This window comes from Pseudonocardia hispaniensis (assembly GCF_042658695.1).
Taxonomy (GTDB): Bacteria; Actinomycetota; Actinomycetes; order Mycobacteriales; family Pseudonocardiaceae; genus Pseudonocardia; species Pseudonocardia hispaniensis.
The window spans coordinates 271,463-297,714 of the sequence record NZ_JBHSQW010000025.1 but is presented as its reverse complement, the minus strand read 5'-3'; the positions used below and the strand labels follow the sequence as shown (position 1 = coordinate 297,714).

20 protein-coding genes and 1 pseudogene are annotated in these 26,252 nt (G+C 71.7%); 12 read left to right on the top strand and 9 right to left on the bottom strand.

Translation table 11 applies throughout. The annotated features are described in order from the left end of the window. Window positions 1-112: 112 nt before the first annotated feature. A complete protein-coding gene (locus ACFQE5_RS12050) occupies window positions 113-907 on the bottom strand; it encodes an IclR family transcriptional regulator (RefSeq protein ID WP_379584953.1) in 795 nt (264 codons plus the stop codon). Window positions 908-1,097: 190 nt separating this feature from the next. Between ACFQE5_RS12050 and ACFQE5_RS12045 the strand changes: the two genes are divergently transcribed. From ACFQE5_RS12045 to gcl, 3 genes and pseudogenes are all read left to right on the top strand, one after another. Continuing rightward, window positions 1,098-1,955 carry a hydroxypyruvate isomerase family protein gene (locus ACFQE5_RS12045; RefSeq protein WP_379584952.1) on the top strand — a complete coding sequence of 286 codons (858 nt, stop codon included), beginning with the start codon at window positions 1,098-1,100 and terminating at the stop codon, window positions 1,953-1,955. Between the two features lie 19 nt (window positions 1,956-1,974). Then, window positions 1,975-2,871: pseudogene (locus ACFQE5_RS12040) on the top strand (2-hydroxy-3-oxopropionate reductase); the annotation flags it as partial. 7 nt (window positions 2,872-2,878) lie between these two features. Further along, the gene (gcl, locus tag ACFQE5_RS12035) at window positions 2,879-4,654 is read left to right on the top strand and encodes a glyoxylate carboligase (RefSeq protein WP_379584951.1); all 1,776 of its coding nucleotides are present in this window, start codon (window positions 2,879-2,881) and stop codon (window positions 4,652-4,654) included. 61 nt (window positions 4,655-4,715) lie between these two features. Here gcl and ACFQE5_RS12030 read toward each other — a convergent pair whose 3' ends face one another. Continuing rightward, window positions 4,716-6,365: a fumarate hydratase gene (locus tag ACFQE5_RS12030; RefSeq protein WP_379584950.1), complete on the bottom strand. Its 1,650-nt coding sequence runs from the start codon at window positions 6,363-6,365 to the stop codon at window positions 4,716-4,718. A gap of 201 nt (window positions 6,366-6,566) precedes the next feature. Between ACFQE5_RS12030 and ACFQE5_RS12025 the strand changes: the two genes are divergently transcribed. The 4 genes from ACFQE5_RS12025 to ACFQE5_RS12010 all read left to right on the top strand — a co-directional run bounded on the left by ACFQE5_RS12025 (window position 6,567) and on the right by ACFQE5_RS12010 (window position 11,954). After that, a complete protein-coding gene (locus ACFQE5_RS12025; protein ID WP_379584949.1) occupies window positions 6,567-8,933 on the top strand; it encodes a xanthine dehydrogenase family protein molybdopterin-binding subunit in 2,367 nt (788 codons plus the stop codon). 224 nt (window positions 8,934-9,157) lie between these two features. Beyond that, complete coding sequence (locus ACFQE5_RS12020; protein ID WP_379584948.1) at window positions 9,158-10,312, top strand: serine hydrolase domain-containing protein; 1,155 nt, start codon at window positions 9,158-9,160, stop codon at window positions 10,310-10,312. 98 nt (window positions 10,313-10,410) lie between these two features. Next, window positions 10,411-11,238 carry a fumarylacetoacetate hydrolase family protein gene (locus tag ACFQE5_RS12015; RefSeq protein ID WP_379584947.1) on the top strand — a complete coding sequence of 276 codons (828 nt, stop codon included), beginning with the start codon at window positions 10,411-10,413 and terminating at the stop codon, window positions 11,236-11,238. After that, complete coding sequence (locus tag ACFQE5_RS12010) at window positions 11,235-11,954, top strand: maleylpyruvate isomerase family mycothiol-dependent enzyme (RefSeq protein ID WP_379584946.1); 720 nt, start codon at window positions 11,235-11,237, stop codon at window positions 11,952-11,954. Before ACFQE5_RS12015 ends, ACFQE5_RS12010 begins: the two co-directional genes overlap by 4 nt. A gap of 21 nt (window positions 11,955-11,975) precedes the next feature. Here ACFQE5_RS12010 and ACFQE5_RS12005 read toward each other — a convergent pair whose 3' ends face one another. From ACFQE5_RS12005 to ACFQE5_RS11995, 3 genes are all read right to left on the bottom strand, one after another. Continuing rightward, window positions 11,976-12,665, bottom strand: coding sequence for a hypothetical protein (locus tag ACFQE5_RS12005; RefSeq protein WP_379584945.1), 690 nt, complete (start codon window positions 12,663-12,665; stop codon window positions 11,976-11,978). 5 nt (window positions 12,666-12,670) lie between these two features. After that, window positions 12,671-12,847, bottom strand: coding sequence for a hypothetical protein (locus ACFQE5_RS12000; RefSeq protein WP_379584944.1), 177 nt, complete (start codon window positions 12,845-12,847; stop codon window positions 12,671-12,673). A 112-nt stretch (window positions 12,848-12,959) separates the two neighbouring features. Then, window positions 12,960-13,553, bottom strand: a complete 594-nt coding sequence (locus tag ACFQE5_RS11995) for a nitroreductase family protein (protein WP_379584943.1) — start codon at window positions 13,551-13,553, stop codon at window positions 12,960-12,962. 134 nt (window positions 13,554-13,687) lie between these two features. Between ACFQE5_RS11995 and ACFQE5_RS11990 the strand changes: the two genes are divergently transcribed. After that, entirely contained in the window at window positions 13,688-14,782 is a 1,095-nt protein-coding gene (locus ACFQE5_RS11990; protein WP_379584942.1) for a glutamate-cysteine ligase family protein, read from the top strand. A gap of 177 nt (window positions 14,783-14,959) precedes the next feature. Here the strand turns inward: ACFQE5_RS11990 and panB are convergent, their stop codons facing one another. Both panB and ACFQE5_RS11980 read right to left on the bottom strand, forming a co-directional pair. Beyond that, window positions 14,960-15,823, bottom strand: a complete 864-nt coding sequence (gene panB / locus ACFQE5_RS11985) for a 3-methyl-2-oxobutanoate hydroxymethyltransferase (RefSeq protein ID WP_379585068.1) — start codon at window positions 15,821-15,823, stop codon at window positions 14,960-14,962. Window positions 15,824-16,030: 207 nt separating this feature from the next. Then, window positions 16,031-17,752: an NAD+ synthase gene (locus ACFQE5_RS11980; protein WP_379584941.1), complete on the bottom strand. Its 1,722-nt coding sequence runs from the start codon at window positions 17,750-17,752 to the stop codon at window positions 16,031-16,033. A 96-nt stretch (window positions 17,753-17,848) separates the two neighbouring features. Here ACFQE5_RS11980 and ACFQE5_RS11975 point away from each other — a divergent pair, with 96 nt between their 5' ends. From ACFQE5_RS11975 to ACFQE5_RS11960, 4 genes are all read left to right on the top strand, one after another. Beyond that, window positions 17,849-19,432, top strand: a complete 1,584-nt coding sequence (locus tag ACFQE5_RS11975) for an alpha/beta hydrolase (protein ID WP_379584940.1) — start codon at window positions 17,849-17,851, stop codon at window positions 19,430-19,432. A gap of 164 nt (window positions 19,433-19,596) precedes the next feature. Beyond that, window positions 19,597-20,940: a type I glutamate--ammonia ligase gene (gene glnA / locus ACFQE5_RS11970; RefSeq protein ID WP_379584939.1), complete on the top strand. Its 1,344-nt coding sequence runs from the start codon at window positions 19,597-19,599 to the stop codon at window positions 20,938-20,940. 167 nt (window positions 20,941-21,107) lie between these two features. Beyond that, complete coding sequence (locus ACFQE5_RS11965; RefSeq protein WP_379584938.1) at window positions 21,108-21,581, top strand: hypothetical protein; 474 nt, start codon at window positions 21,108-21,110, stop codon at window positions 21,579-21,581. Window positions 21,582-21,673: 92 nt separating this feature from the next. Next, window positions 21,674-24,712 (top strand): bifunctional [glutamine synthetase] adenylyltransferase/[glutamine synthetase]-adenylyl-L-tyrosine phosphorylase, encoded by a 3,039-nt coding sequence (locus tag ACFQE5_RS11960; RefSeq protein ID WP_379584937.1) that lies wholly within the window; start codon window positions 21,674-21,676, stop codon window positions 24,710-24,712. A 52-nt stretch (window positions 24,713-24,764) separates the two neighbouring features. On the opposite strand, the gene ACFQE5_RS11955 is transcribed toward ACFQE5_RS11960, so the two are convergent. Together ACFQE5_RS11955 and ACFQE5_RS11950 are read right to left on the bottom strand one after the other, a co-directional pair. Next, the gene (locus ACFQE5_RS11955) at window positions 24,765-25,646 is read right to left on the bottom strand and encodes an amino acid ABC transporter permease (protein WP_379584936.1); all 882 of its coding nucleotides are present in this window, start codon (window positions 25,644-25,646) and stop codon (window positions 24,765-24,767) included. Further along, on the bottom strand, window positions 25,643-26,252 hold a 610-nt coding region (locus tag ACFQE5_RS11950), incomplete at its 5' end, for an amino acid ABC transporter permease (protein WP_379584935.1). The genes ACFQE5_RS11950 and ACFQE5_RS11955, both read right to left, overlap by 4 nt.

The window sequence follows — 26,252 nt, the reverse complement described above, 5'->3', positions numbered from 1 at the left end:
AGTGCGGCACAGTGTTCGAACACTGTGCCGCACTCACGGGGGGTCGTGAGCAGGGCAGGGGTGTCCCCGGTCGTCCTGCGCTCCCGGCGATGCGGTGCGCGCCTTCGGCTGATCAGGGGCCCGCGGTGCGCTGGATGTGGAGTTCCTCGGTCAGCGCGTCGGCGGCGACCCGCAGGTGCGGCACCGCCCGTTCGATGAGCTCGTCGGTCATCCGGGTGGTCGGCCCGGAGATCGAGACGGCGGCCGGTGCGGGCCCGTCGGGCAGCGCGACGGCGACGCACCGTACTCCGATCTCCTGTTCTCCCTCGTCGAGGGCATAGCCGAGCTCCCGGAACCGGTCGAGCTCGCGCAGGTAGGCGGCCGGATCGGTGATGGTGTTCTCGGTGTGCGCGACGAACTCGGTGTGGCGCAGCACGTCGTGCACCGTCGCGGACGGTAGCTGGGCCAGGATCGCCTTGCCCACGGCCGTGCAGTGCGGCGAGACCCGTCTGCCGACTTCGGTGAACATCCGCATCGAGTGCCGTCCGGGCACCTGCGCGGCGTAGACGACCTGGCCTCCGTCGAACAGGGCCAGGTTGGCGCTCTCCCCGAGCGCGTCCACGAGCCGCGCCAGATGCGGTTGTGCCCAGATCCCGACCAGCCGGCTCGCGCTGTCGCCCAGCCGGATCAGGCGCGGAGCGAGCGCATACCGGCGGGAGGGCTGCTGGCGCAGATAGCCGCGGTCGACCAGGGTACGAACGAGGCGGTGGATCGTCGGCAGCGGCAGGCCCGAGGAGGCCGCGAGGTCCGACAGGCCCGCGACGCCGCCCGCATCGGCCATCGCCTCGAGCAGGTCGAACGCGCGCCCGACCGACTGAACGCCGCCGTTCGACTGGCTGCCCCCACCGTCTCCGCCGCCGCGGGCCATGACGCCTCCTGGTGGATTCGCACGACAACTTTCGTATCGCGAAAGTTTACGTCCTGAGTGGTGGGTCCCTCCGGAGGCGAGGGCCGGCGCCCGTCCGGCTTGACGGGGGCCGCCGCAGACCCCACACTCGGGAGTGAAATGAAAAACCTCTTCCATGATACGGAAGTAGATCTCTGTGGGGGTGGCGCCGGTGACCGACCAGGAAGCTCAGCCCGAGCGGTCGCAGGGACACCGCCTGCCCTTCGAGGTGAACTGCTCGATCCTGTTCACCGAGCTGCCGCCGCTGGAGCGGCCGGCGGCGGCGCGGGCGGCGGGTTTCGACGCGGTCGAGTTCTGGTGGCCCTTCGCCGAGGCGGTGCCCGGTGACCGTGAGGTGGACGAGTTCGTGTCCGCGATCCGCGACGCCGGGGTGACGCTGGCCGGGCTCAACTTCGCCGCGGGCGACCTCGCCGCCGGCGACCGCGGCCTGGTGTCCTGGCCTGCGCGTTCGACCGAGTTCCGGGACAACATCGCGGCGACCGTGGGGATCGGCGCGCAGCTCGGCACCCGAGTGTTCAACGCGCTCTACGGCAACCGGATCGACGGCGCGCCCGCGCCGGAGCAGGACGAGCTGGCGGTGCAGAACCTGGCCGCCGCAGCGACGGCGGCCGCGCAGATCGGGGCGGTGGTGGTGCTCGAGCCGATCTCGGCGGCCCCGCGCTACCCGCTGCTGCGCGCCGCGGACGCGATCGCCGTCGCCGACCGGGTGGAGCGCGAGACCGGGGTGACCAACGTGCGGCTGCTGGCCGACCTGTACCACCTCGCGGTGAACGGCGACGACGTCGACACGGTGATCGCCACCCATGCCGACCGGATCGGGCACGTCCAGATCGCCGACCATCCGGGCCGCAACGAGCCGGGCACCGGCGGGCTCGACCTGGACGGACAGCTCGCCGCGCTGCAGGCGGCGGGCTACACGGGCTGGGTCGGATGCGAGTACCAGCCGTCCACGACCTCGGCCCAGAGCTTCGGCTGGCTGCCCCGAGCCCGCCGCGCCGCCCGCCGCTGACCGGCCGGACGAGGAGCACAGCATGACCACCGTCGGATTCATCGGCCTGGGGATCATGGGCCTGCCGATGGCCACCAACCTGGTCGCGGCCGGGTACGAGGTCGTCGGGTACAACCGCAGCACGGCCAAGGCCGCTCGGCTGGCCGATCGCGGCGGGCGCGCCGCGGGCAGCGTGGCCGAGGCCGTTCGGGACGCGGGCGTCGTCGTCACGATGCTGCCCGACTCACCGGATGTGCAGGAGGTCCTGCTCGGCGCGGACGGGGTGTTCGCGCACGCGCGGCCGGGGACGTTGGTGGTCGATGCCAGCACCATCCGTCCCGATGTCAGCCGGGAGCTGGCCGAGACCGGCGCCGAACGCGGGTTCCGGGTGCTGGATGCCCCGGTGTCGGGCGGCGAGCAGGGTGCGATCGACGGCACTCTCTCGATCATGGTCGGCGGTGCGGCGGACGACGTGGTGGCGGCCCGGCCGCTGCTGGAGGTCCTCGGCCGGACGGTCGTGCACGTCGGCCCGGCCGGTTCGGGGCAGACGGTGAAGGCGGCCAACCAGCTCATCGTCGCGGGCACCATCGAGCTCGTCGCCGAGGCGATCGTTTTCCTCGAGGCGCACGGGGTGGACACCGAGGCCGCGCTGCGCGTGCTGGCCGCAGGTCTGGCCGGCAACGCGATCCTCGACCGCAAGGCGGCCGGGATGCTCGCCCGCAACTTCACGCCAGGGTTCCGGCTCGCCTTGCACCACAAGGACCTCGGCATCGTGCAGACCGCCGCCCGCGAGGCCGGGGTGGTCATCCCGCTCGGCTCGGCGGTGGCCCAGCTGGTCGCCGCCATGGTCGCCCGCGGCGACGGGGGGCTGGACCACTCCGGGCTGCTCAAGCTCGTCGCCGAACTCTCCGGCCGCGCGCCCGAACCAGGAAGGTGATCGTGTCATGCCCAGGATGACCGCTGCCCGTGCTGCCGTGGAGATCCTGCACCGCGAGGGCATCACCCACGCGTTCGGCCTGCCCGGTGCCGCGATCAACCCGTTCTACGCCGCCCTGCGCGCCTTCAACGCCGAGCGTGCGAACGGGATCGAGCACCTGCTGGCCCGGCACGTCGAGGCCGCCTCGCACATGGCCGAGGGCTACACCCGCGCCCGGGCCGGGAACATCGGGGTCTGCGTCGGCACCTCCGGCCCGGCCGGCACCGACATGATCACCGGCCTGTACTCCGCGGCCGCGGACTCGATCCCGATCCTCGCCCTCACCGGGCAGGCCCCGGTGGCCCGGTTGCACAAGGAGGACTTCCAGGCCGTCGACATCGCGTCCATCGCCGCGCCCGTCACGAAGATGGCGGCCACGGTCCTGGAGCCCGGGCAGGTGCCGGGGGTCTTCCAGCAGGCGTTCCACCTGATGCGCTCCGGGCGTCCCGGGCCGGTGCTGATCGACCTGCCGTTCGACGTGCAGCAGGCCGAGATCGAGTTCGATCCGCAGACCTACACGCCGCTGCCGGTGTACCAGCCCACCGCCGCCCGCGCGCAGATCGAGAAGGCCCTCGCGATGCTCGCCGCGGCACAGCGCCCGCTGATCGTCGCCGGTGGCGGGGTGATCAACGCCGACGCCGCCGACCTGCTGGTCGAGTTCGCCGAGCTGGTCGACGTTCCGGTGATTCCCACCCTGATGGGCTGGGGCGCCATCCCCGACGACCACCGGCTCGCGGCCGGGATGGCCGGGTTGCAGACCGCCCACCGCTACGGCAACGCCACGCTGCTGGCCTCGGACTTCGTTCTGGGCATCGGCAACCGCTGGGCCAACCGGCACACCGGCGGGCTGGAGACCTACACCCGCGGTCGCACCTTCGTCCACATCGATATCGAGCCCACCCAGATCGGGCGGGTCTTCGCCCCCGACTACGGCATCGTGTCCGACGCCGGCGCGGCGCTGGAGCTGTTCGTCGAGATCGCCCGCGAGCAGCGGGCCGCGGGGACCCTGCCCGACCGCGCGACGTGGGTCCGGCAGTGCGCCGAACGCAAGGCGACGATGCTGCGCCGCACCCACTTCGACGACGTGCCGATCAAACCGCAGCGGGTGTACGAGGAGATGAACCGCACGTTCGGACCCGACACCCGCTATGTCACCACGATCGGGCTGTCGCAGATCGCCGCGGCACAGTTCCTGCGCGTCTATCGGCCCCGGCACTGGATCAACGCGGGACAGGCGGGCCCGCTGGGCTGGACACTGCCCGCCGCGCTCGGGGTGTGCGCCGCCGAGCCGCGGGCCAGCGTGGTGGCGCTCTCGGGCGACTACGACTTCCAGTTCATGATCGAGGAGCTGGCCGTCGGCGCGCAGTTCAACCTGCCCTACATCCACATCGTGGTGAACAACGCCTATCTGGGGCTGATCCGCCAGGCCCAGCGCGGCTTCGACATGGACTACTGCGTGCAGCTGTCGTTCGACAACGTCAACGCCCCCGAACTGGGTGGCTACGGCGTGGACCACGTCGCGGTCGCGGAGGGGTTGGGCTGCAAGGCGATTCGGGTGCACACCCCCGACGACCTGCGGCCCGCCTTCGAGAAGGCCCGCACCCTGATGGCGGAGTACCGGGTTCCGGTGGTCGTCGAGGTCATCCTCGAGCGCATCACCGATATCGCGATGGGCACGGAGCTGGACAACGTGACCGAGTTCGAGGAGCCGGCCACCCGCGACGAGCACGCCCCCACCGCATGAGCCTCGACCCCGGCTCGGGCGGTGCAGGGCCCGCCTTCCCCCCGCCGGGGCGGGTGAACCGCTACGAGCTGAACTGCACGTTCAGCAGCGGCCGGCTCACCTCGGCGAAGAAGTCGTTTCCCTTGTCGTCCACCACGACGAACGCCGGGAAGTCCTCGACCTCGATCCTCCAGACCGCCTCCATGCCGAGCTCCGGGTATTCCAGCACCTCCACCCGCCGGATGCAGTCCTGCGCCAGCCGCGCGGCCGGGCCACCGATGGAGCCGAGATAGAACCCGCCGTACCGGGCACACGACTCGGTGACCTGCGTCGACCGGTTGCCCTTGGCGAGCATCACCAGCGAGCCGCCCGCGGCCTGGAACTGGGCGACGTAGGAGTCCATCCGCCCGGCGGTGGTCGGTCCGAACGACCCGGACGCGTAGCCGTCGGGGGTCTTGGCCGGACCGGCGTAGTAGACCGGGTGGTCCGCCAGGTAGGCGGGCATCGGCTCGCCCGCCTCCAGCCGCTCGGCGATCTTCGCGTGGGCGATGTCGCGGGCGACGACCAGCGGACCGGACAGGGACACCCGGGTCTTCACCGGCAGCGTCGAGAGCTGCTCGCGGATCTCGGACATCGGCCGGTTGAGATCGACGCGCACCACCTCGGCGGAGAGGTCCTCGAGCTGCGTGTCGGGCAGGAACCGGGCTGGGTCCCGTTCGAGCTGTTCGAGGAAAACCCCCGATGGGGTGATCTTGGCCTTCGCCTGCCGGTCGGCTGAGCAGGACACCGCGATGCCCACCGGCAGGGACGCGCCGTGCCGCGGCAGCCTGATCACCCGCACGTCGTGGCAGAAGTACTTGCCGCCGAACTGGGCGCCGATCCCGAAGTCGCGGGTCAGCTCCAGGACCCGCCGTTCGAGGTCGCGGTCCCGGTAGCCGTGCCCCAGCGGCGAACCGGACGCCGGTAGTGCATCGAGGTAGTGAGCTGAGGCCAGCTTGGCCACCTTGAGCGTGTACTCCGCGGACATGCCGCCGACCACGATGGCCAGGTGGTAGGGCGGGCAGGCGGCGGTGCCCAGCGAGCGCAGTTTCTCGTCCAGGAACGCGGCGAGCCTGCGCGGGTTCAGCAGCGCCTTCGTCTCCTGGTAGAGGAAGGTCTTGTTGGCCGAGCCACCGCCCTTGGCCAGCACCAGGAACTCATATTTGGGGTCCTGCCCCGGCGTGCTGTAGAGCTCCACCTGCGCGGGCAGGTTCGTCCCGGTGTTGCGTTCCTCCCAGAACGACAGCGGCGCCATCTGCGAGTAGCGAAGGTTGAGCTGGTCGTAGGCCTCGAACACGCCGCGGGAGATCGCCAGCTCGTCCGCTCCGCCGGTCAGGACGGTCTCGGTGCGCTTGCCGATGACGATCGCGGTGCCCGTGTCCTGGCACATCGGCAGCACCCCACCCGCGGCGACGCAGGCGTTGCGCAGCAGGTCGGTCGCCACGAACCGGTCGTTGGGCGACGCTTCGGGATCCTCGACGATCGCGCGCAGCGAAGCCAGGTGCGCCGGTCGCAGCAGGTGCTGGATGTCGGTGATCGCCTCCCGGACCAGCGCGGTGATCGTGTCCGGCGGGATCTCCAGGAACGTCCGGCCTGCGGCCTCGACGATGGTCCCGGCCGGCAGGTCGAGTTGCCGGTACTCGGTCTCGTCCGGGCCGAGGGGCAGAACATCGGTGTGCTGGAACTCGGGCATGCGACGAACGTACCCGAGCGTCCTGAGCTGGTCGGGAGGCCGGACCGGCCCCCGTCCAGTCCGGCCTCCCGGGGCAGGCACCGGCCGACCAGGGCCAGCGGTGCGTGGCTCGGGTGCCCCACCCTCGCGGGTCGCTGCTGCCGGCGTCAACCCGTCGGCACACCGACGCGGGTGTGAGGGACCGCACGTAATGTGCATCACATGGCAGGATCGATTCTCGGAACCCGGGTGCGCCGGGTCGAGGACCCCGCCCTGATCACGGGCGCCTCGACCTTCGTCGGCAACCTGCGCCGCGAGGGGCTGCTGCACGCGGTGTTCGTCCGATCCCCGCTGGCGCACGCCCGGATCGTCGGTATCGATACCGAGGCCGCGGCGGCGGCACCGGGGGTGGTGGCGGTGTTCACCGCGGCGAACCTACGGCTGCCCGCCCATCACGGCTTCATGGTCGTGAACCCGGACGTGCGGCGTCCGCCGCTGGCGACCGATCGGGTGCGGTTCACCGGCGAGGCGGTGGCGCTGGTCGTCGCGGAGTCCACGGCCGCGGCCGCCGACGCGGCGGAGCTGGTGGAGGTCGACTACGACCCGCTTCCCGCGGTCGTCGACGCGGAGGCCGCGCTGCTGCCGGACGCTCCGCTGCAGTTTCCGGAGCTCGGATCGAACCTCGTCGCCGGCGCGCGGTCGGCGCCGGACCACGATCCGCTGGCCGGTGCCGAGGTGGTGGTGCGGGCGCGGATGGTCAACCAGCGGGTGGCGGTGCTCCCGCTGGAGGGCAACGCGATCCTCGTGGATCCGCTCGGCGACGGCGAGCACGATCTCGTGGTGCACGTGTCGACCCAGATGCCGCACGGGTTCCGCGACCAGCTGTGCGAGGTGTTCGAGATGGACGCCGGCCGGGTGCGGGTGATCGCCCCGCACGTGGGTGGGGCGTTCGGCGGCAAGGCGGGGCTGCTCGCCGAGCACACCGCCACGATCGGCGCCGCGCGGGCGTTGGGCCGCCCGCTGGCCTGGGTGGAGACCCGGTCGGAGAACCTGGTGTCGATGCCGCACGGGCGGGGCCAGATCGCCTACTACGAGCTGGGCCTCACCCGGGCCGGCAGGATCACCGGTCTGCGGGCGCAGGTGATCGGCGACGCCGGTGCCTACGCGGGGTTCGGCGGGGCGCTGCCCATCCATATGACCTACATCATGGCGCCGGGCGTGTACGACATCCCGGCGGTGGGTTTCGACGTCGCGGTGGCGGTCACCAACACCACGCCGATGGGGGCCTTCCGCGGAGCCGGGCGGCCCGAGGCCGCCGCGCATCTGGAACGTCTCATCGACCTGGCCGCGGCCGAGCTGGGGATGGACCCGGTGGACCTGCGCCGGCGCAACGTCCTCGACCCGGCGGCGTTTCCGCTGACGACCGCGGTGGGTGCCCGTTACGACATCGGTGACTACGACCTGCCGTTGCGCGAGGCGCTGCGGCTGGCGGGCTATGCGCAGCTGCGGGACGAGCAGGCCGCCCGGCGCGAACGCGACGACCCGGTGCAGCTGGGTATCGGGGTCGGCGTCTACGTGGAGATCACCGCGGGTGGAGGGTCGGAGTTCGGGTCGGTGCGCGTGCATCCCGACGGCACGGCCACGGTCTCGGTCGGCACCTCCGCGCACGGGCAGGGGCATGCGACCGCGTTCGCGATGCTCGCCGCCGACACCCTCGGCATCCCCCTGGAGCGGATCACCTTCACCCAGTCCGACACCGCCGCCGTGCCGCGCGGCGGGGGTACCGGGGGGTCGCGTTCGCTGCAGTTGGGTGGTACCGCGGTGTACTCGGCCGCCACACGCGTGCGGGAGCAGGCGCGCCGGCGCGCAGCGGCGCTGCTGGAGGCGGCGGTGGACGACGTTGCGCTCACCGCGGATGGCGAGTTCGCGGTGACCGGCGTGCCCGGGGCGACCGTCACCTGGGCACAGGTGGCCCGCTCCGCGGCGGAGGCGGGGGAGGAGATCCACGCCGGGGTCGACGTGGACCAGAGCGGCCCGACGTTTCCGTTCGGCGCGCACGTGTCGGTCGTCGAGGTCGATACCGAGACCGGCCGGGTACGCCCGTTGCGGCACATTGCGGTTGACGACTGCGGGCGGATCCTCAACCCGCTGCTGGTGGAGGGGCAGCAGCACGGCGGGCTCGCCCAGGGCATCGCGCAGGCGCTCTACGAGGAGGTCCTCTACGACGCGCAGGGGCAACCGCTGAGCGCGACGCTGGCGGACTATCGGATGCCCAGCGCGGCCGACCTCTGTCCTTTCCAGGCCGCGACCACCGAGACCCCGACCCCGCTGAACGCCTTGGGCGCCAAGGGGATCGGCGAGTCGGCGACGATCGGGTCGACCCCGGCGGTGCAGAACGCCGTGATCGACGCGCTGAGCCATCTCGGGGTGCGGCACATCGACCTGCCCTGTACGCCGCAACGGGTGTGGCGCGCCGTGCGGGACGCGCGCGCCGGACGGCTGCCCGATCCCTGGCGGGAGCCCCCCGCGGTGTTCGCAGGCCTGCCGGTTCGCCCAGCGGCGGAGCCGACGGATTCAGGAACGATCTAGGGCCGCCCAGCGCAGTCCCGCCGGGCTGATCGGCGCTCGGGCGGCGGGAGCCGCGGGAGGCGCGGTCCCCGCCGCCGGAACACCGATCACGAGTGGCCGCCGATCGGGGTCGCCGGTCGAGATCGAACCGTTCGCCGAGGTCCGTTGACGGCCCCGGACATCCGGACAAAGGTGGGGCTCGGCGCCATCCGACGGCGCCACCGGGAAGGCAAGGGGGAACGGCCGTGACGTCGAGCATCGACCAGGTCCTACAGCGCGCCGTGGCAAGCGGCGCGGTCCCGAACGCGGTGGCGATCGCGGCGGACCGGAACGGCGTGATCTATGAGGGGGCCGCGGGTCCACGGGAGGCCGGGGGCAGCGACCCGGTCGGCCCCGGCAGCCACTTCCGGATCATGTCCATGACCAAGATGGTGGCGACCGTCGCCGCGCTGCAGCTCGTCGAGCGCGGCCACCTGGAACTGGACGCGCCGATCGACCACTACCGGCCCGAATGGGCCGATCTGCAGGTCCTCGAGGGCTTCGACGGTGACACCCCGAAGCTGCGTCCGGCGGCCAGCCGGGCTACCGTCAAACAGCTGATCACGCACACCACCGGGCTGGGCTACTGGTTCTGGAACGCCGATCTGGTGCGCTGGGAGCGAAGCACCGGTACCCCGAACGTCCTGTCCGGGTCCAACGCCATCTTCACGGCCCCGTTGACCGCCGATCCGGGCACCGTCTTCCAGTACGGCATCAACACCGACTGGCTGGGCAAGGTGGTCGAGGCGGCCAGCGGGACCGGTCTCGACGTCCTGGTGAAGGAGAACATCACCGCCCCGCTGGGAATGGACGATACGGCGTTCCTGATGAGTCCCGAGCAGCGGGCGAACGCCGTCCCGATCCATCTGAAGGGCGAGGACGGCAGCTGGGCTCCCAGCGAGATCGAGCTGAACCAGAGTCCCGACTACTACGCGGGTGGGCACGGCCTGTATTCGACTCCGTGGGACTACCTGAGGTTCCAGCGGATGCTGCTGAGTGATGGCACGCTCGAGGGTACTCAGATCCTGAGCAAGCAGACCGTCGACGCGGCGTTCACCAACCAGATCGGTGCGCTGGACTTTCCCGCGTCGATCCCGACCGTCGACCCGAGCGCCACCCACGACTTCAACCTCGGCCCGGGCTACAAGTGGGGCTACGGCCTCCTGCTCAACACCCGGGACCTCCCGGGGATGCGCCGGGCGGGCAGCGGGGCGTGGGCCGGGCTGTGCAACACCCACTTCTGGGTGGACCGGACCACCGGGATCACCGGGGCGATCTACAGCCAGTTCCTGCCGTTCGTGCCGCAGGAGGCGCTGGACATGTACGCGGACTTCGAGAAGGCGCTCTACGCCTCGCTGTAGCAGGTCCACCGTCGGGGGTGGGGCGGGCGCGTCCCACCCCTGATCATTGCCCCGGGTGCGGCGGGGCAGACTGCCGGGCAGCCGCTGAAGGAGGAACGATGAGGTTGGCCACCATCCGCACCGCGACCGGGATGCGAGCGGTGCGGATCGACGCGAACAGCGCGGTGGAGACGGGACAGTCCGACCTGCGGGCGCTGCTCGCCCGCCCCGACTGGGCCGAGCACGCCGCGGCGGCCGCCGGGCCCGCGCACCCGCTCGACGGGCTGGACTACGCGCCGCTGGTCCCGTCCCCCGAGAAGATCATCTGTGTGGGCCTGAACTACCGCGACCACGTCGCGGAGATGGGACACGAGCTGCCCAGCTACCCGACGCTGTTCGCGAAGTTCGCCCCGGCCCTCGTCGGCGCCTACGACGACATCGTGTTGCCCGCCGTGTCCGAGCAGGTCGACTACGAGGCCGAGCTGACCGTGGTGATCGGCCGCCCGGTCCGGCACGCCGACGCGGCCGCGGCCGCCGCCGCGATCGCCGGATACACCGTGCTCAACGATGTGAGCGTGCGGGACTACCAGAACCGGACCACGCAGTTTCTGCAGGGCAAGACGTTCGAGCGCTCGACCCCGCTCGGTCCGGTCCTGGTCACCCCCGACGAGCTGCCCGCGGGCGGCTGGGCGATCAGCAGCGCGATCGACGACGAGGTCATGCAGTCCTCGACCACCGACCAACTCGTGTTCGACGCCGTCGGGCTCGTGCAGTACATCTCGACCATCGTCACCCTCAACCCCGGCGATGTCATCGCCACCGGCACCCCGGGCGGTGTCGGTCATGCCCGTAAACCCCCGCGTTACCTCACCGACGGTGCCGTGCTTGTCACCTCGATCGCCGGGGTAGGCGAGTGCCGAAATACCTGTCGCAAGGAGAAACTGTGAGCCACAACATGGCCGAAGCGCTCGCTTGGGCCGCGGACGGCGCCGCGCACCTGCGCGGCCTGATGGAACGGCTGGGCGAGGAGGCCTTCGCAGCTCCCTGCGCCTTGCCCGGGTGGAGCCGGGCCCGCCTGCTCACCCATATCGCGCGCAACGCCGACGCCATGATCAACCTGCTGACCTGGGCGCGCACCGGCACCGTCACCCCGGCGTACGCGAGTCGCGAGCAGCGCGCCGCCGACATCGAGGCGGGGGCGCACCGATCGCCCGCCGAGATCCGAGAGGACGTCGAGGAGACGTCGGACAAGCTGGCCAGGGCGGTCAAGGCGATGCCGGCGTCGGCCTGGTCGGCGACCGTCCGCGACGCGGCGGGCCAGGAGATCCTGGCCAGTGAGATCCCATGGCTGCGGGCCCGGGAGATGTGGATCCACGCCGTCGATCTCGACGTCGGTGCGTCGTTCGCCGACCTGCCGGCGCCGATGATGTACGACCTGCTCACCGACGTCACCGAGACGATCGGGCAGGCCGCGGACACGCCCGCGGTGCGGCTGATCTCGACCGACAACGGCCAGGAATGGACGATGGGAGCGGCCGCCGATGCGGTGCTGGTCCGCGGCCCGACGACCGACCTCCTCGGCTGGGTGCTCGGCCGCGCCCGCAGCCGGTCGTTGCGCACCGACGACGGCAGTCCGCTGCCGCAGCTGCCCCCGTGGATCTGACCCCCGACCTGCTGCGGCGGGTCACTCCTTGGGGCGAGTCAGCTCGTCGAGGCGAGCCTGTACCTCGTCGAGGCGAGCCTGCAGCAGCGCCACCTCCGCGCTGAGCACCGCGACCGCGCCGGCCGCGTCCGGCTTGGCCGACAGCGGGGCGACCGGACCCGAGGGCGGCCCGTCGGTGGTGACGGTGATGTCGCCGCCGGCCAGCCTGCCGAAGGCGTCCGGTTCGATGACCGGTCGGTTCCCCGCGCAGGACGGGCACACCGGCAGCAGCCGCCGCCACCCGATGCTGCCGCTACCCGAGTCGGCGAGTACCTCGCCGTGTCGACCGCAGTCGCATCGGCCGATCCGGACCGCGCGCACCCGCTGCCGGGCGTACCGCAACCCGCGTTCGTAGCGGCGGTAGCGACCCGACACCGCCACCTCGAGCAGCACCGCGCCCCGATACTCGGGCTCACAGGCCAGATCACGGGCCGCGGCGATGTCGTGGAAGCAGTAGAAGCCGCAGTCGCACCAGCGCGAGGGGCAGGCGTGCCGGGATCCATGGACACAGATGGCGTCATCGATCGCGCGATAGATGTGCGCGCGGCCGAGTGTCACCCCGCTGAACCCGGTGCTCGTGCCGTCGGCCGACAGCATCGGATAGGCCAGCTTGTATCCCGGCAGCGGCTGGTCGGAATGTTCGTGCTGGTTGCGGGCGGCCGACCAGACCACCGTCGTCAGACCCGTGCGGGCCGCTCGGCCGGGAACGCGGGCTGCGCGAGCTCGGTGTGGTCGGCGCCGGCCGTGCGGCCGTCCGTCCGATCGGAGGCCATGTCCGGTTCGGGCGCGTGCCGCACCTGCTCGGCGTCCGGATCGGCGGCGAACCCGTCGGCCAGCTTCCTGCCCAGTCTCATGGCGCCTCCTGCGAACTCGACGGACGCGAAATCCGGTGTCACCAGGCTGGCCGCATTGCGGCCCGTTGTCCAGGGGAGAGCGGCAACCGGGTGAGGACCACCCGCGAGGAGGTCAGCTCAGCCAGCTGACCGGAAGCTCCGCTGCTCGACGGGGCGGGCGCGCGGATCCGGGGGGAGTGCCCAGGTAGATCCATCCGGTGACGTCCTCGTGATCGGCCAGCCCGAGGTGGGCGCGCACCTTCGGTGCCTCGCCGAACCATCCGGTGCGCCACATCGCGCCGTACCCCAGCGCGTCTGCGGCGAGCACCAGCCCGTACGCGACGCACGCCGCCGAGGCCTGCTGCTCCCACACCGGCACGGTGGGGTGCGTCCTCGGGCTGCTCACCACCACGACGATCATCGGTGCGCGCAGCGCCTTGTCCCGGATGCGGTCCAGCGCCTCCGGATCGGTGGCCGGATCGCGTTCGATGAGCCCGGCGGCGAAGGCGTCGCCGAGCGGTCCACGGGCGGAGGCATCGATCACGATGAACCGCCACGGGCGCAGCCGCCCATGGTCCGGGGCCGAGCAGGCCGCGGTGAGCATCGCGCGCACCTCGTCGGCCGACGGTGCGGGCGTGGTCAGGAGGGGGCAGGAGCGGCGATCACGCAGCGGCGCCAGCGGGTCCCCCGCGGCACCCGGGTCGATTGCCGGCTCGGGCCTCGTCACGTCGGCCACCCCCCTGTCCCGTGTCTGCTCCGACACGTCCTCACCTGGCAGTTGTAAGGCTACCCTCATCGGCACGGGCCGCTCGGTCACCCCCGGGTATCCCGCATCTCGAGGCGACCGGAGGTGTGGTGTCGATGCGGGAATTCCGATACGGGATCGAGCACGAATGTGCGCTGCTGCGCCGAGACGGCTCGTTCGCCGACTTCTCCTGCGTCGGGTTCGAGGAGTTCCAGGGCATCGTGGACGCCCTGCCCGAGGATCCGGCCGACTACCCCGACCTGCGGGTCGGCGACCAAGGGATCAAACGCAAGCGCTGGTACGTCGAGGGCTTCGAGCGGTTCGACGAGCGGGGCACGCTGCGGTGCTGCGATCCGAAGGGGATCGAGATCCGCACCCGGATCCACGACTCGATCGACGCTGCCGTCGCCGCGCTGCGGTCCGACCAGGCGCTGCTCGACGCCGAGGCCGCGCAGCGCGGGTTGCGGACCGTCGCGATCGGCTTCAACCCGATCCGCTCGAGCTACCCGGTCGTGCCGCCGCTCAACGGCTGGGAGCGGGCGCATCGAATGGCGTCTCCCGAGGAGCGCACCGCTCACCTCCACATGGTCACCTACGGCCCCGACCTCAACCTGTCCTGTCCGGACATGGGCGTCGACGAGCTGATCGACGTCGGGGCGAAGCTCACCCACTACAGCCCGTGGCTGGTCCCGATGTCGTTCTCGTCGCCGTTTCGGGACGGCGCGCCGTGGGGCGGGCTCTCGGCGCGCACCGCGCTGCGCACCGGCGCCCGACCCGCGGTGCTGGTATTCGTTGCCGACCCGGCGCGGATGATCCCGACCGATCCCTCGCTCACCCAACACGCCCGGCTGCCGGCCGAGGCGGGGCGCATCGAGTTCAAGGCGTTCGACGCCTGCTCCGATCCGGAGTTGTACGGGGAGTTGCTCAGCCTGCTCACCGGACTGGTGCTCGATACCACCCTGGACGGGCGCAGCATGGTCCCGGATGCGGCGCTGCATCAGCGCGCCGCGCTCGGGGGACTGGGCGACCCGCGGATCGCGGAGGGCGCGGCCGCCATGCTCGACGCGGCGGGTGCCGCGCTGGACGGCCGGCCCGCCGACAAGGTCCGGCTCAACCGGCTGCGCCACCGGTTCGATCGTCGCGAGTGTCCCGCGATCGAGATGCTGGCCCGATACCACGCCGGTGAACCGGTGGCCGGCCTCCACCCCTGACGCCTTCCCCGCGAGTCGCGGTATTTCCGTGCGCGAGTCGGGGTATTTCCGTGCGCGAGTCGGGGTATTTCCGTGCGCGAGTCGGGGCGGGCACGTGGCCCCGCACGAGCGCGCTGGCGGGCCTGCGCGCCCGTGGGAGGGAGTCGTGACGGGCTGCGGCACGTGCCCGGCCAACGATCAGGTGTAGGAGTGCTCCGCGTCCGGGTAGACGCCACCGCGCACCTCGTCGCCGAAACGACGCGCGGCATCGAGCAGGATCCCGCCGACATCGGCATAGGGTTTGACGAAGCGTGGCTTGCGCCCACGGTTCATCCCGGCCATGTCCGACCAGACGAGTACCTGCGCGTCGCAGTCCGGGCCGGCGCCGATCCCGATCGTCGGAATGCGCAGTTCGGCGGTGACCCGCTTCGCCACGTCGGCCGGGACCATCTCGAGCACCACCGAGAACGCGCCCGCCTCCTGGAGCGCCAGCGCGTCCTCGACCAGTCGCTCACCGGCGCCACCGCGGCCCTGGACGCGGAACCCGCCCAGTGCGTGCTCGCTCTGCGGCGTGAAGCCGAGATGGGCCATCACCGGGATGCCCGAGGCGGTGAGCGCCTCGACCTGAGGGATGAACTGCGCCCCGCCCTCGAGCTTGACGGCGTGCGCGCCGCCCTCCTTCATGAACCGGAACGAGGTCTGCAGCGCCTGCGCGGGCGAGACCTGGTAGCTGCCGAACGGCAGATCGGCGACGACCAGCGCCGTTGCGGCGCCGCGCACCACGGCCTTGACCAGCGGAAGCAGTTCGTCCACCGTCACCGGCAGCGTGTTCTCGTAGCCGTAGACGTTGTTGGCGGCCGAGTCGCCGACGAGCAGCACCGGGATTCCGGCCTCGTCGAAGATCTCGGCGGAGTACCTGTCATAGGCGGTGAGCATCGGCCAGCGCTCGCCGCGTTCCTTCAGTTCACGCAGGTGGTGGATGCGGGTTCGCTTCGGCCGGGACGGCGCCCGGTAGGGCGACTGATCCTCGGCTGCGCGCGGGCTGATCGCGTCCGCAGACATCATCGTCCGTCCTCCCTCGAGGCCCGTCTCGCGGGTCCCCGGGTCGTCAGGGGCTTGAGGACTGGAAGCCTGCCACCGCAGTGGCGGGGCGGCACCGCGGTGGGACGAGGTTCACATGCCGGAGGACCGCGACTCGCGCACGGAAATACCGCGACTCGCGCACGGAAATACCGCGACTCGCGCACGGGAATACCGCGACTCGCGGGGTCAGGGGCGGCGTTCGCGCCAGGAGTTGGTGATGGGCAACCGCCGGTCCCGGCCGAAGGCCTTGAGGCTGATCTTGGTTCCGGGTGGGTACTGCCGGCGCTTGTACTCGGCGCGGTCGACCATCCGCACGATGTTCTCGATGACGACCGGGTCGAACCCCGCGCGGACGAGGTCGGCGAAGCCGCGGTCGGACTCCACATAGTCGTCGAGCACGTCGTCGAGCAGGGTGTAGTCCGGCAGTGAGTCGGAGTCGAGCTGGCCGGGGCGGAGCTCGGCGGACGGCGGCTTCTCGATCGAGCTCGGCGGAATCGGCGGGGTCTCGCCGTTCTTGGCGGCCTGCTCGTTGCGCCAGCGGGCGAGCCTCCAGACCAGCGTCTTGGGCACGTCCTTGATCGGCGCGAAACCGCCGACGGCGTCGCCGTAGATCGTGGAGTAGCCGACCGCGAGCTCGGACTTGTTGCCGGTCGCGAGCACGAGATGACCGTCCCGGTTGGACAGGGACATCAGCGCCATGCCGCGGCAGCGCGCCTGCACGTTCTCCTCGGCGAGCCCGCTCAGCTGCAGCTGCTCGACGAAGGCCGCCACCATGTCGGTGATCGGCTCGACCCGGTAGTGCAGCCCGGTGCGCTCGGCGAGGTCGTCCGCGTCGTGACGGGAGTGCTCGGAGGAGTACTTCGACGGCATCGAGACCCCGTACACGGCGTCGGCGCCGAGCGCGTCGACGGCGAGCGTCGCGACGACCGCGGAGTCGATCCCCCCGGACAGCCCGAGGATCACCGAGCGGAACCCGTTCTTGCGCACGTAGTCGCCGAGCCCGGTGACCAGCGCCTGCCAGACCTCGGCCTCGTCCGACAACGGCTCGGCGATGCACGGGCCGGCGCACGGCGCGCGCTCGACGGCCGGGGCGCCCTCGATCGTGGTCCGCCGCACCTCGAACCCGGCGGGCCGGGCATCCGACGGCGACCGGTCGCCCGGCAGGTCGAGGTCGAGCACGAGCAGGTGATCGACGAACTGGGGCGCCCTGGCCAGCACCACCCCGGCGGCGTCCACAACCATCGAGTCGCCGTCGAAGACCAGTTCATCCTGCCCACCGACGAGGTTGACGTACGCGATCGGGGCCCCGGCCTCGCGGGCGCGGGCGGCGACGAGCTCACCGCGCACATCGTCCTTGGCCCGTTCGTAGGGCGAGCCGTTGAGACACAGCATCAGGTCGAGCCCGATCTCGCTGTACGCGGCCACCGGACCGCCGTCCTGCCAGATGTCCTCGCAGATCACCACGCCGAGATCCACGCCGCGGTAGCGGATCACCGGTAGGTCGTCGCCGGCGTGGAAGTAGCGGAACTCGTCGAAGACGCCGTAGTTGGGCAGGTGGTGCTTGTAGTAGCGGTCCACGACCGCGCCGCGGTGGATGATCGCCGCTGCGTTGCGCGGCCCGACCTCATCCGCGTCGAGATAGCCGACGACGACGAGCAGTTCGCCGAGCCCGGCGTCGGCGAGGGCGCCGGGCAGCGCGTCCAGCGCGCGCCGGGACGCGGTGCTGAAGGACTCGCGCAACGCGAGGTCCTCCACCGGATAGCCGGTCAGCGCCATCTCCGGCAGCAGCACGACATCGGCGTTCGCGTCCGCGGCCCGCCGACACCACTCGAGCACGAGCCGCGAGTTCCCGGAGAGGTCACCCACGCACGGGTTGACCTGAGCGAGAGCGAGGCGGAGCTGGGGCATGGGCCCATCATCGCGCACGGCGGTCCGGTGCCGCGGCGTGCATCGGGCGACTGTGCCCGGCGGCCGGGCCGGGTGCCGCGCTGGCATGCTGGGCCGGTGTCCCGCCGACGCCTGCGCTTCGTCGTCCTGACCCTCGCGGCCTGCGCCACGGTCTTCGCCACCGCCTGCACCGTCGCGGCACCCGGCTCACCGAGCCCGGTGGCGGCCACCGCACCGGATGCGGCGCTGCAGCCGTTCTACGACCAGAAGCTCGCGTGGGGGCCGTGCGCGCCGTACGCGACGACCGACGAGGAACGCACCGCGTTCGCCAACCCGAGGTTCGACTGCGCCCGGCTCGAGGTGCCGCTCGACTACGCCAGGCCCGAGGGCAGACGGGCCGGCATCGCGGTGCTCCGGCAGAAGGCGCTCGACCAGAATGCGCGTATCGGCTCGCTGGTGACCAACCCGGGTGGACCGGGAGCCTCCGGGATGAGCACTCTGACCAGCATCATCAGTGGCGGCGCGGGTGACGGTTCGCTCGCGCGGCGCTTCGACCTGATCGGGTTCGACCCGCGCGGGGTCGGGGCGAGCACCCCGAAGATCGACTGCCTCACCGATGCCGAGCAGGACGCGGAGCGGGAGAAGACCTTCGCCGACCCCTCGCCCGCGGGGGTCGCGGCCGCCGATGCGGACAGCAAGATGTACGCCCAGCGGTGCGCCGAGCGGGTCGGCACCGACGTGCTGGCCAACCTCGGCACCCGCGACGTGGTCCGGGACATGGACATCCTGCGCGCCGCGCTCGGCGACGCGAAACTCACCTACCTGGGCTACTCCTACGGCACCCGGATCGGCGCGACCTATGCCGAGGAGTTCCCCGACAGGGTGCGGGCGATGGTCCTCGACGGGGCGCTCGACCCGGAGCAGAGCACGATCGACCGGATCGTCGACCAGAACGCCGGCTTCCAGGGCGCCTTCGACGCCTTCGCCGCCTGGTGCGCGCAGCAGACGACGCCGTGCCCGCTGGGCCAGGACCCGAAGCAGGCCACCACGGTGTTCCAGGCGCTGGTCCGCCCGTTGATCGACAAACCGATTCCGGCCGGAGCGGGGCGGGTGCTCAGCTTCAGCGACGCGCAGACCGGGGTCTCGCAGGCCCTGTACACGCCGATCGTGTATCCGGCGCTGTCGGCCGGTATCGCCGGCCTCGCGACCGGCAACGGGGAGATCCTGCTGCGGCTGGCCGACTTCTATTACGACCGCGCGCCGAACGGGCGGTACTCCAACACGATCGAGGCATTCACCGTGATCAGTTGCGTCGATGAGGAGCGCATCACCGACCGGGCCCAGATCGCCGAGCTCAACCGCCGTTCCGACGAGGTCGCGCCGTTCCGCTCCACCGGGCGCGGCCCCGTCAACTCGCTCGACCCGTGCGCGTTCTGGCCGGTACCTCCGTCCAGCAAGCCACATGTGCCGAAGGTTTCGGGGCTGCCGCCGACGCTGGTCATCTCGGTCACCGGGGACCCGGCCACCCCGTACCAGGCCGGTGTCGAGTTGGCGAAGGCGCTGGACGGGCGGTTGCTCACGGTCGAAGGCACTCAGCACACCGTGGCGCTGCAGGGCAACCGGTGCACCGACAACGCGGTGACGTCCTACCTGGTCGACGGGACGCTGCCGGCCGCAGGCCTCACGTGCCGGGTCGACTGACGCCCCCTCGCCGGGACGATGGCCGCGGCCGGTCACCGTGGCGACGCGTCGGGAGCTTCGCTGCTCGAAGCCCTGCGGCGGGTCCGTCATGGTCGACCCGGCACGACACGAGTTCGACCAGCGACGAAACATGGCCGTAACAGGACGTTCCTAGGCTCGCGACCATGGACCGCCAGCAGGAATTCGTGCTGCGCACCCTCGAGGAACGCGACATCCGCTTCGTGCGGCTGTGGTTCACCGACGTGCTCGGCTATCTCAAGTCGGTGGCGGTCGCCCCCGCCGAGCTGGAGGGCGCGTTCGCCGAGGGCATCGGCTTCGACGGCTCGGCGATCGAGGGCTTCGCCCGCGTGTACGAGTCGGACATGGTAGCGCGCCCCGATCCGTCGACGTTCCAGGTGCTGCCCTGGGAGTCGGCGTCGGGCGGGCACTACTCGGCGCGGATGTTCTGCGATATCGCGATGCCCGACGGTTCCCCGTCGTGGGCCGACCCACGGCATGTGCTGCGCCGGGCGCTCAGCAGGGCCGGCGAGGCGGGGTTCACCTGCTACGTGCACCCGGAGATCGAGTTCTACCTGTTGCGCGACCTACCCGACAACGGCACGCCGCCCGTCCCGGCCGACTCCGGCGGCTATTTCGACCAGGCCAGCCACGACATCGCACCGCATTTTCGGCGCAACGCGATCGAGGCATTGGAGTCGATGGGCATCTCCGTGGAGTTCAGCCATCACGAGGGCGGTCCGGGCCAGCAGGAGATCGACCTGCGGTACGCGGACGCGCTCACCATGGCCGACAACATCATGACCTTCCGGTATGTGGTGAAGGAGGTCGCGATGACCCAGCGGGTGCATGCCTCGTTCATGCCCAAGCCGTTCACCCAGCACCCGGGTTCGGCGATGCACACCCATTTCAGCCTGTTCGAGGGTGATCGCAACTCCTTCTTCGACCCGGACGACCCCTACGAGCTGTCCACGACCGGCAAGGCGTTCGTCGCCGGGGTGCTGCGGCACGCGCGCGAGATCGCCGCGGTGACCAACCAGTGGGTCAACTCCTACAAGCGGCTGATCATCGGTGGCGAGGCGCCGACGGCGATCTGCTGGGGACATGCGAACCGGTCCGCGCTGGTCCGGGTGCCGATGTACTCACCGGGCAAGGCGTCCAGCGCCCGCGTGGAGATCCGCACGCTGGATTCGGCGTGCAACCCGTACCTGGCGTTCGCGGTGATCCTCGGGGCGGGGCTGACCGGGGTGCAGAAGGGCTATGACCTCGTGCCTGCCGCCGAGGACGACGTGTGGTCGCTCACCGAGACCGAGCGGCGGGCGATGGGCTACGAGTCGCTCCCGCAGAACCTCACCGAGGCGCTCGGGGCGATGGAGCATTCGGAGCTGGTCGCGGAGATCCTCGGCGAGCATGTCTTCGACTTCTTCCTGCGCAACAAGCGCGCGGAATGGGATGCCTACCGGCGCAACGTCACGCCCTACGAACTGGCGACCTATCTACCGGTGCTCTGACCCGGCTCCGGGTTCGGCGGGCCGCTCGCGGGACGACCGGCGGGCGCGCCACCCCCGCACGTTCCCGGCGTTCGGCCTCGCCGGCCGGGCGTGAGGATTCCGTCAGCGGCCGTCAGGATTGCGTGAGGATCCCGTCGGCTCCGCACGTCCGCTCGCAGACTGAGGACGTGTTGCGCGCCTGGCCCCGTACCTTCTTCGCCGCATCCCACCCCGCGCCCGTTCCCGGTGGAATGGGGGTCGTGCTCGGGCTCGCCGCCGGGACGGTCACCACGGTGGTCGCCGCCGGGCTCGACGCGCACGGCCACCCCGCCGTCGGCCTCGTCCTGCTGGGCGCCACGGTCATCGCCATCGCCGCCGCCACCACCCTGGCCGGTGCGTTCGGCGTGGCGGTCCAGTGCTGGGCCCTGTGGGACGGGTTCCTGATCAACGATCTCGGTCGGCTCACGTTCACCCAGCAGAGCACGCCCGCCCTGCTGCTCTTCGTGGGCTCCGCCTGCCTGGCGAGCCTGCTCGCCACCCTCCTGCGCAGGCTGCCGGCTCGTCGGGCGAGCGCTCCGGTGGTGGTCCGGCACCCGATTCATGATCGTCGCGACCGACGATGCGGCGCTGATCCAGCGACCCGGCCGTCGCGCTCGCGGTGATCGTGATGGGCGGCTCGTGACCCTGCGTCCACCAGGCGGCGCCGGTGGATCCGCACCCGCCGCGGCGGCGCTCATGCGGCAGGATCGATTCCGTGACGGATCGGCGTTCGGTTGCCTCGCTTGCCCGCCTCGGACTCACCGAACCATGGGCGGAGGCGACGCTGGAGCGGCTCGGCTGGTGGTCCGGCGCCGGGCCGGTCGCGGGGGCTGAGTCGATCATGTGGGCGCTGGCTCGCAGCCCCGACCCGGACCTGGCGCTGCGTACCGTCGACCGGTTGGCCGCCGCCGCACCCGACTGGGACCGTATCGACGCCGAGCTACGCATCGACCTCGGGCTGCGCGGACGACTCTTCGCGCTGGTGGGAAGTTCGACCGCGCTGGGCGATCACCTCGTCACCCATCCGGACCGCTGGCGGTTGCTCGCCGATGGGCCGGACCGCAACGACCCGCCGCCGGACCGCGCCCGGCGTACCGGGAACCTCCTGCGGGCCGTCGGGGCCGACCCCGCGGCCCCGCCCGCGGGGGCTCCGCGCGGTGGACGCGCCGCGCTCACCGGTGCCGCGGCCATCGCGGCGTTGCGCATCGCCTACCGCGATGAGGTGCTGGGACTGGCCGGTGCGGACCTCGCCGCGATCGGTGAGCCGTCGCTGCCGGTGATGAGGCTTGACGACGTCGCGGCGCAACTCGCCGACATCGCTGTCGCCGTGCTGCGCGCCGCCCTCGCGGTCGCCGCGGCGGAGATCGATCCCGGCGACGAGAGCGGCACCCGGCTGGCGGTCATCGCGATGGGCAAATGCGGTGGTCACGAGCTCAACTACGTCTCTGACGTCGATGTGATCTTCGTGGGGGAGCCCGCCGACTCGGTGGCGACCAAGCTCGCCAGCCGGATGATGCGGATCGCGGGCGAGGCGTGTTTCCAGGTCGATGCCAACCTGCGCCCCGAGGGCCGGCAGGGCGTTCTGGTCCGCACCCTGGACGGGCACCTGTCGTACTACAAGCGGTGGGCCAAGACCTGGGAGTTCCAGGCGCTGCTCAAAGCCCACCCGGCCGCCGGAGACCCGGAGCTGGGCCGGGAGTACGCCGCGGCCACCGCCCCGCTGGTATGGAGCGCAGCGGACCGCGACGACTTCGTCGCCGACGTGCAGGCGATGCGTCGACGCGTCGAGGCGCATGTGCGGCCCGACCACGCCGGGCGGCACCTGAAGCTGGGTCCCGGTGGGTTGCGCGACGTCGAGTTCGCCGTGCAGCTGCTGCAGCTGGTGCACGGACGCACCGACGAGGCGATCCGCTCCCCGACCACGCTGGAGGCGCTGCGCGCGCTGTCCGAGCGTGGCTACGTCGGCCGCGAGGACGGTGCCAACCTGGCCGCCTCCTACCGCTTCCTGCGGCTGCTGGAGCACCGGTTGCAGCTGCAGCGGATGCGCCGCACCCACCTGTTCCCGGAGCAGGACGACACCGCCGCGTTGCGGTGGCTCGCCCGCGCCGCCCGGATCCGCACCGACGGGCGCCACGATGTCGTCGGGATGCTGCTCGCCGAGTGGAACCGCAACTCGCACCGCGTGCGCAGGCTGCACGAGAAGCTGTTCTACCGGCCGCTGCTCGCCGCGGTCTCGCGGCTGCCCGCGGACGCGGCCCGGCTCTCGGAGTCGGCGGCGAACGCCCGGCTCGCGGCCCTGGGCTGGGCCTCGCCCGAGGGGGCGCTCAACCACCTGCGGGCGCTCACGAGCGGGGTGTCGCGGGCGGCGGCGATCCAGGAGACGCTGCTGCCGGTGCTGCTCGACGAGCTGGCGTGCAGCCCGGACCCCGACCGCGGGCTGCTGGCCTACCGGCGGGTGTCCGAGGCGTTGGCGGACACCCCCTGGTATCTGCGGCTGCTGCGCGACGAGGGCGCGGTGGCGCAGCGGCTGATGAAGCTGCTCGGGACGTCGGCGCTGGTGCCTGATCTGCTGGTGCGGGCGCCGGAGGTGCTGCGGCTGTTGGCCACGCCCAGCTCCGGTCGCACCGCCGAGCTGATCAAGGACTCCGCCGAGGTGGCCACCTCGCTGCGGACCGCGGTGGCCCGGCATCCCGACCTCGCGACCGCCACGGCCGCGGCCCGCTCGTTGCGCCGCCACGAGCTGCTGCGGATCGCCTGTGCCGACCTGCTCGGGCTGATGCCGACCGAGCAGGTCTGCGCGGCATTGAGCTCGGTGTGGGTGGCGGTGCTGCAGGCGGCCCTGGACAGCGCCGAGCGTGCCGCGGGGCCGGACCGCGCACCCGCCCGGATGGCGGTGATCGGGATGGGTCGGCTCGGCGGGGCGGAGCTGGGCTACGGCAGCGATGCCGACGTGCTGTTCGTCTGTGAGCCGATCGGCGGGGCGAGTGACCACGACGCCGTCCGGTACGCGACCGGCCTCGCGGAGACCGTCCGCGGCCAGCTCGGGGCGCCGAGCCCGGATCCGGCACTCGTCGTCGACGCGAACCTGCGGCCCGAGGGACGGTCCGGGCCGCTGGTGCGCACGCTCGCCTCGTACCGCGAGTACTACGCGCGCTGGTCGGAGGTGTGGGAGGCCCAGGCGCTGCTGCGCGCCCGTCCGGTCGCCGGGGATGCCGATCTGGGCCGGCGGTTCGTCGAGCTCGTCGACCCGATCCGGTATCCGGCCGAGGGGCTGCCCCCGGCCGCGGTGACCGAGATCCGGCGGATCAAGGCTCGTGTCGACGCCGAGCGGCTGCCCCGCGGGGCCGATCGCACCACGCACACGAAGCTGGGCAGCGGCGGGCTGGCCGACGTCGAGTGGACGCTGCAGCTGCTGCAGCTGCAGCACGCGGGGAGCGTGCCGCAGCTGCGCACGACCTCGACGCTGACCGGGCTGCGGGCCGCCGCTTGGGCGGGGCTGATCGGCCACGAGGACGCCGCCGAGCTCGCCGCGGGGTGGACGATCGCGACCCGGGCCCGCAACGCGGTGATGCTGGTGAAGGGCAAGCCGGGCGACCAGCTGCCGCGTTCGGGTCGGGACCTGGCGGCGGTGGCCAGCGCGCTGGGCTATCCGGCCGACGGTGACCCGGGTGTGTTCCTCGACGAGTACCGCCGCACCACCCGGCGTGCCCGCGCCGTGGTGGAACGCGTCTTCTACGGCGCGCCCCGCCCGTAGCCGCGGGGTCGAGGCTCCCGGCTCCCCGACGTCGATTCGGACCGGAACGGGGTCAGCCCGCTTCCGTGCCCACCTTCGCGGCGGCCCGGGGCCCGGCGCCGACGGGTGCGGGCTCGGGCCTGCCGCGGCCACGCCGACGGGTGCGCCGTTCCAGGTAGTTGGCCAGCGCCGACAGCAGCAGACACATCGAGATGTAGATGACCGCGACCACGAGGGCGACCTGCAGGATCGGCGCGCCGAGCTGGCCCTGGCTGCCGAGGAACCGCGCCTGGTAGAGCAACTCGGGGTAGAGGATGATGAAGCCGAGCGCGGTGTCCTTGAGCACCACCACGAGCTGGCTCACGATCGACGGCAGCATGGAGCGCAGCGCCTGCGGAAGCAGGACGGAGGTCATCACCTGGCTCTTGCGCAGCCCGAGCGCGTACGCGGCCTCGCTCTGCCCCTTGGGCAGGGCCCGCACGCCGGCGCGGAAGATCTCGGCCAGGACGGAGCCGTTGTAGAGCATCAGCCCGAGAACGACCGCCCAGAAGGCGGAGATGTCGGTCCCCAGGCCGCGGGCGGCCCCGAAGAACAGGATGAAGATCAGGATCAGCAGCGGGACGGCCCGGAAGAACTCGACGATCGCGGCCGAGGGTCTGCTGATCCACGCGTGGTCGGACATCCGGCCGGCCGCGAACACCGCACCGAACAGCAGCGAGAGCACGGCGGCGACGGCGAACGCCCGAAGCGTGTTGAACAGGGCCTCGAGCAGCAACAGCTGGATGTTCTTGAACTGAAGCCACTCCCACAGCCGAGGGTCGAACTGACCGGTCACGGCGAGTCGGTAGACCACGAAGCCGAGCAGGCCCGCCATCAGCAGCGTGCCCAGCACTCCGAAGCCGAGGTTGCGTACCCGGGCCCGTGGGCCCGGGACGTCGTAGAGGACGGCGCTCATCGGGCTACGCTCCAGCGCTGCTCGAGCCGCCGCTGCAGCAGCGTGAGGGGGACGACGAGGACCAAGAAGCCGAGGGCCACCCACAGCAGCCCGATCAGCACGTTGTAGCCACGCTCGGACAGCGTCTGGTAGATGCCGCCCGCCTCGAACACCGAGAAACCCGCGGCGATCGTGGTGTTCTTGAGCAGTGCGATCTGCACGTTGGTCAGCGGCGGTACCACCGAACGGACCGCCTGCGGCAGGATGATCGCCGACAGCGTCTGCGTGAAGCGCAAGCCCAGCGCGCGGGACGCCTCGGCCTGGCCGACCGGCACCGTGTTGATACCGGAGCGGACGACCTCGCACACGAACGCGGAGGTGTAGACGATGAGTGCGGTGCACGCTCGGGCGAAGAACGAGAGGTCCACGATCTCCAGCCGCGGATAGGCGAAGGCGAAGAAGAAGAAGACCAGGGTCAGCGGAGTGTTGCGCAGGATGTTGACGTAGGCGGTTCCGAACGTGCGCAGCACCGGCACCGGGCTGACCCGCATCGCCGCCAGCAGGAGGCCGCCGATCATGGAGCCGACCCCGGCGATGAGAAACAACTTGATCGTGCCGAGGAACGCC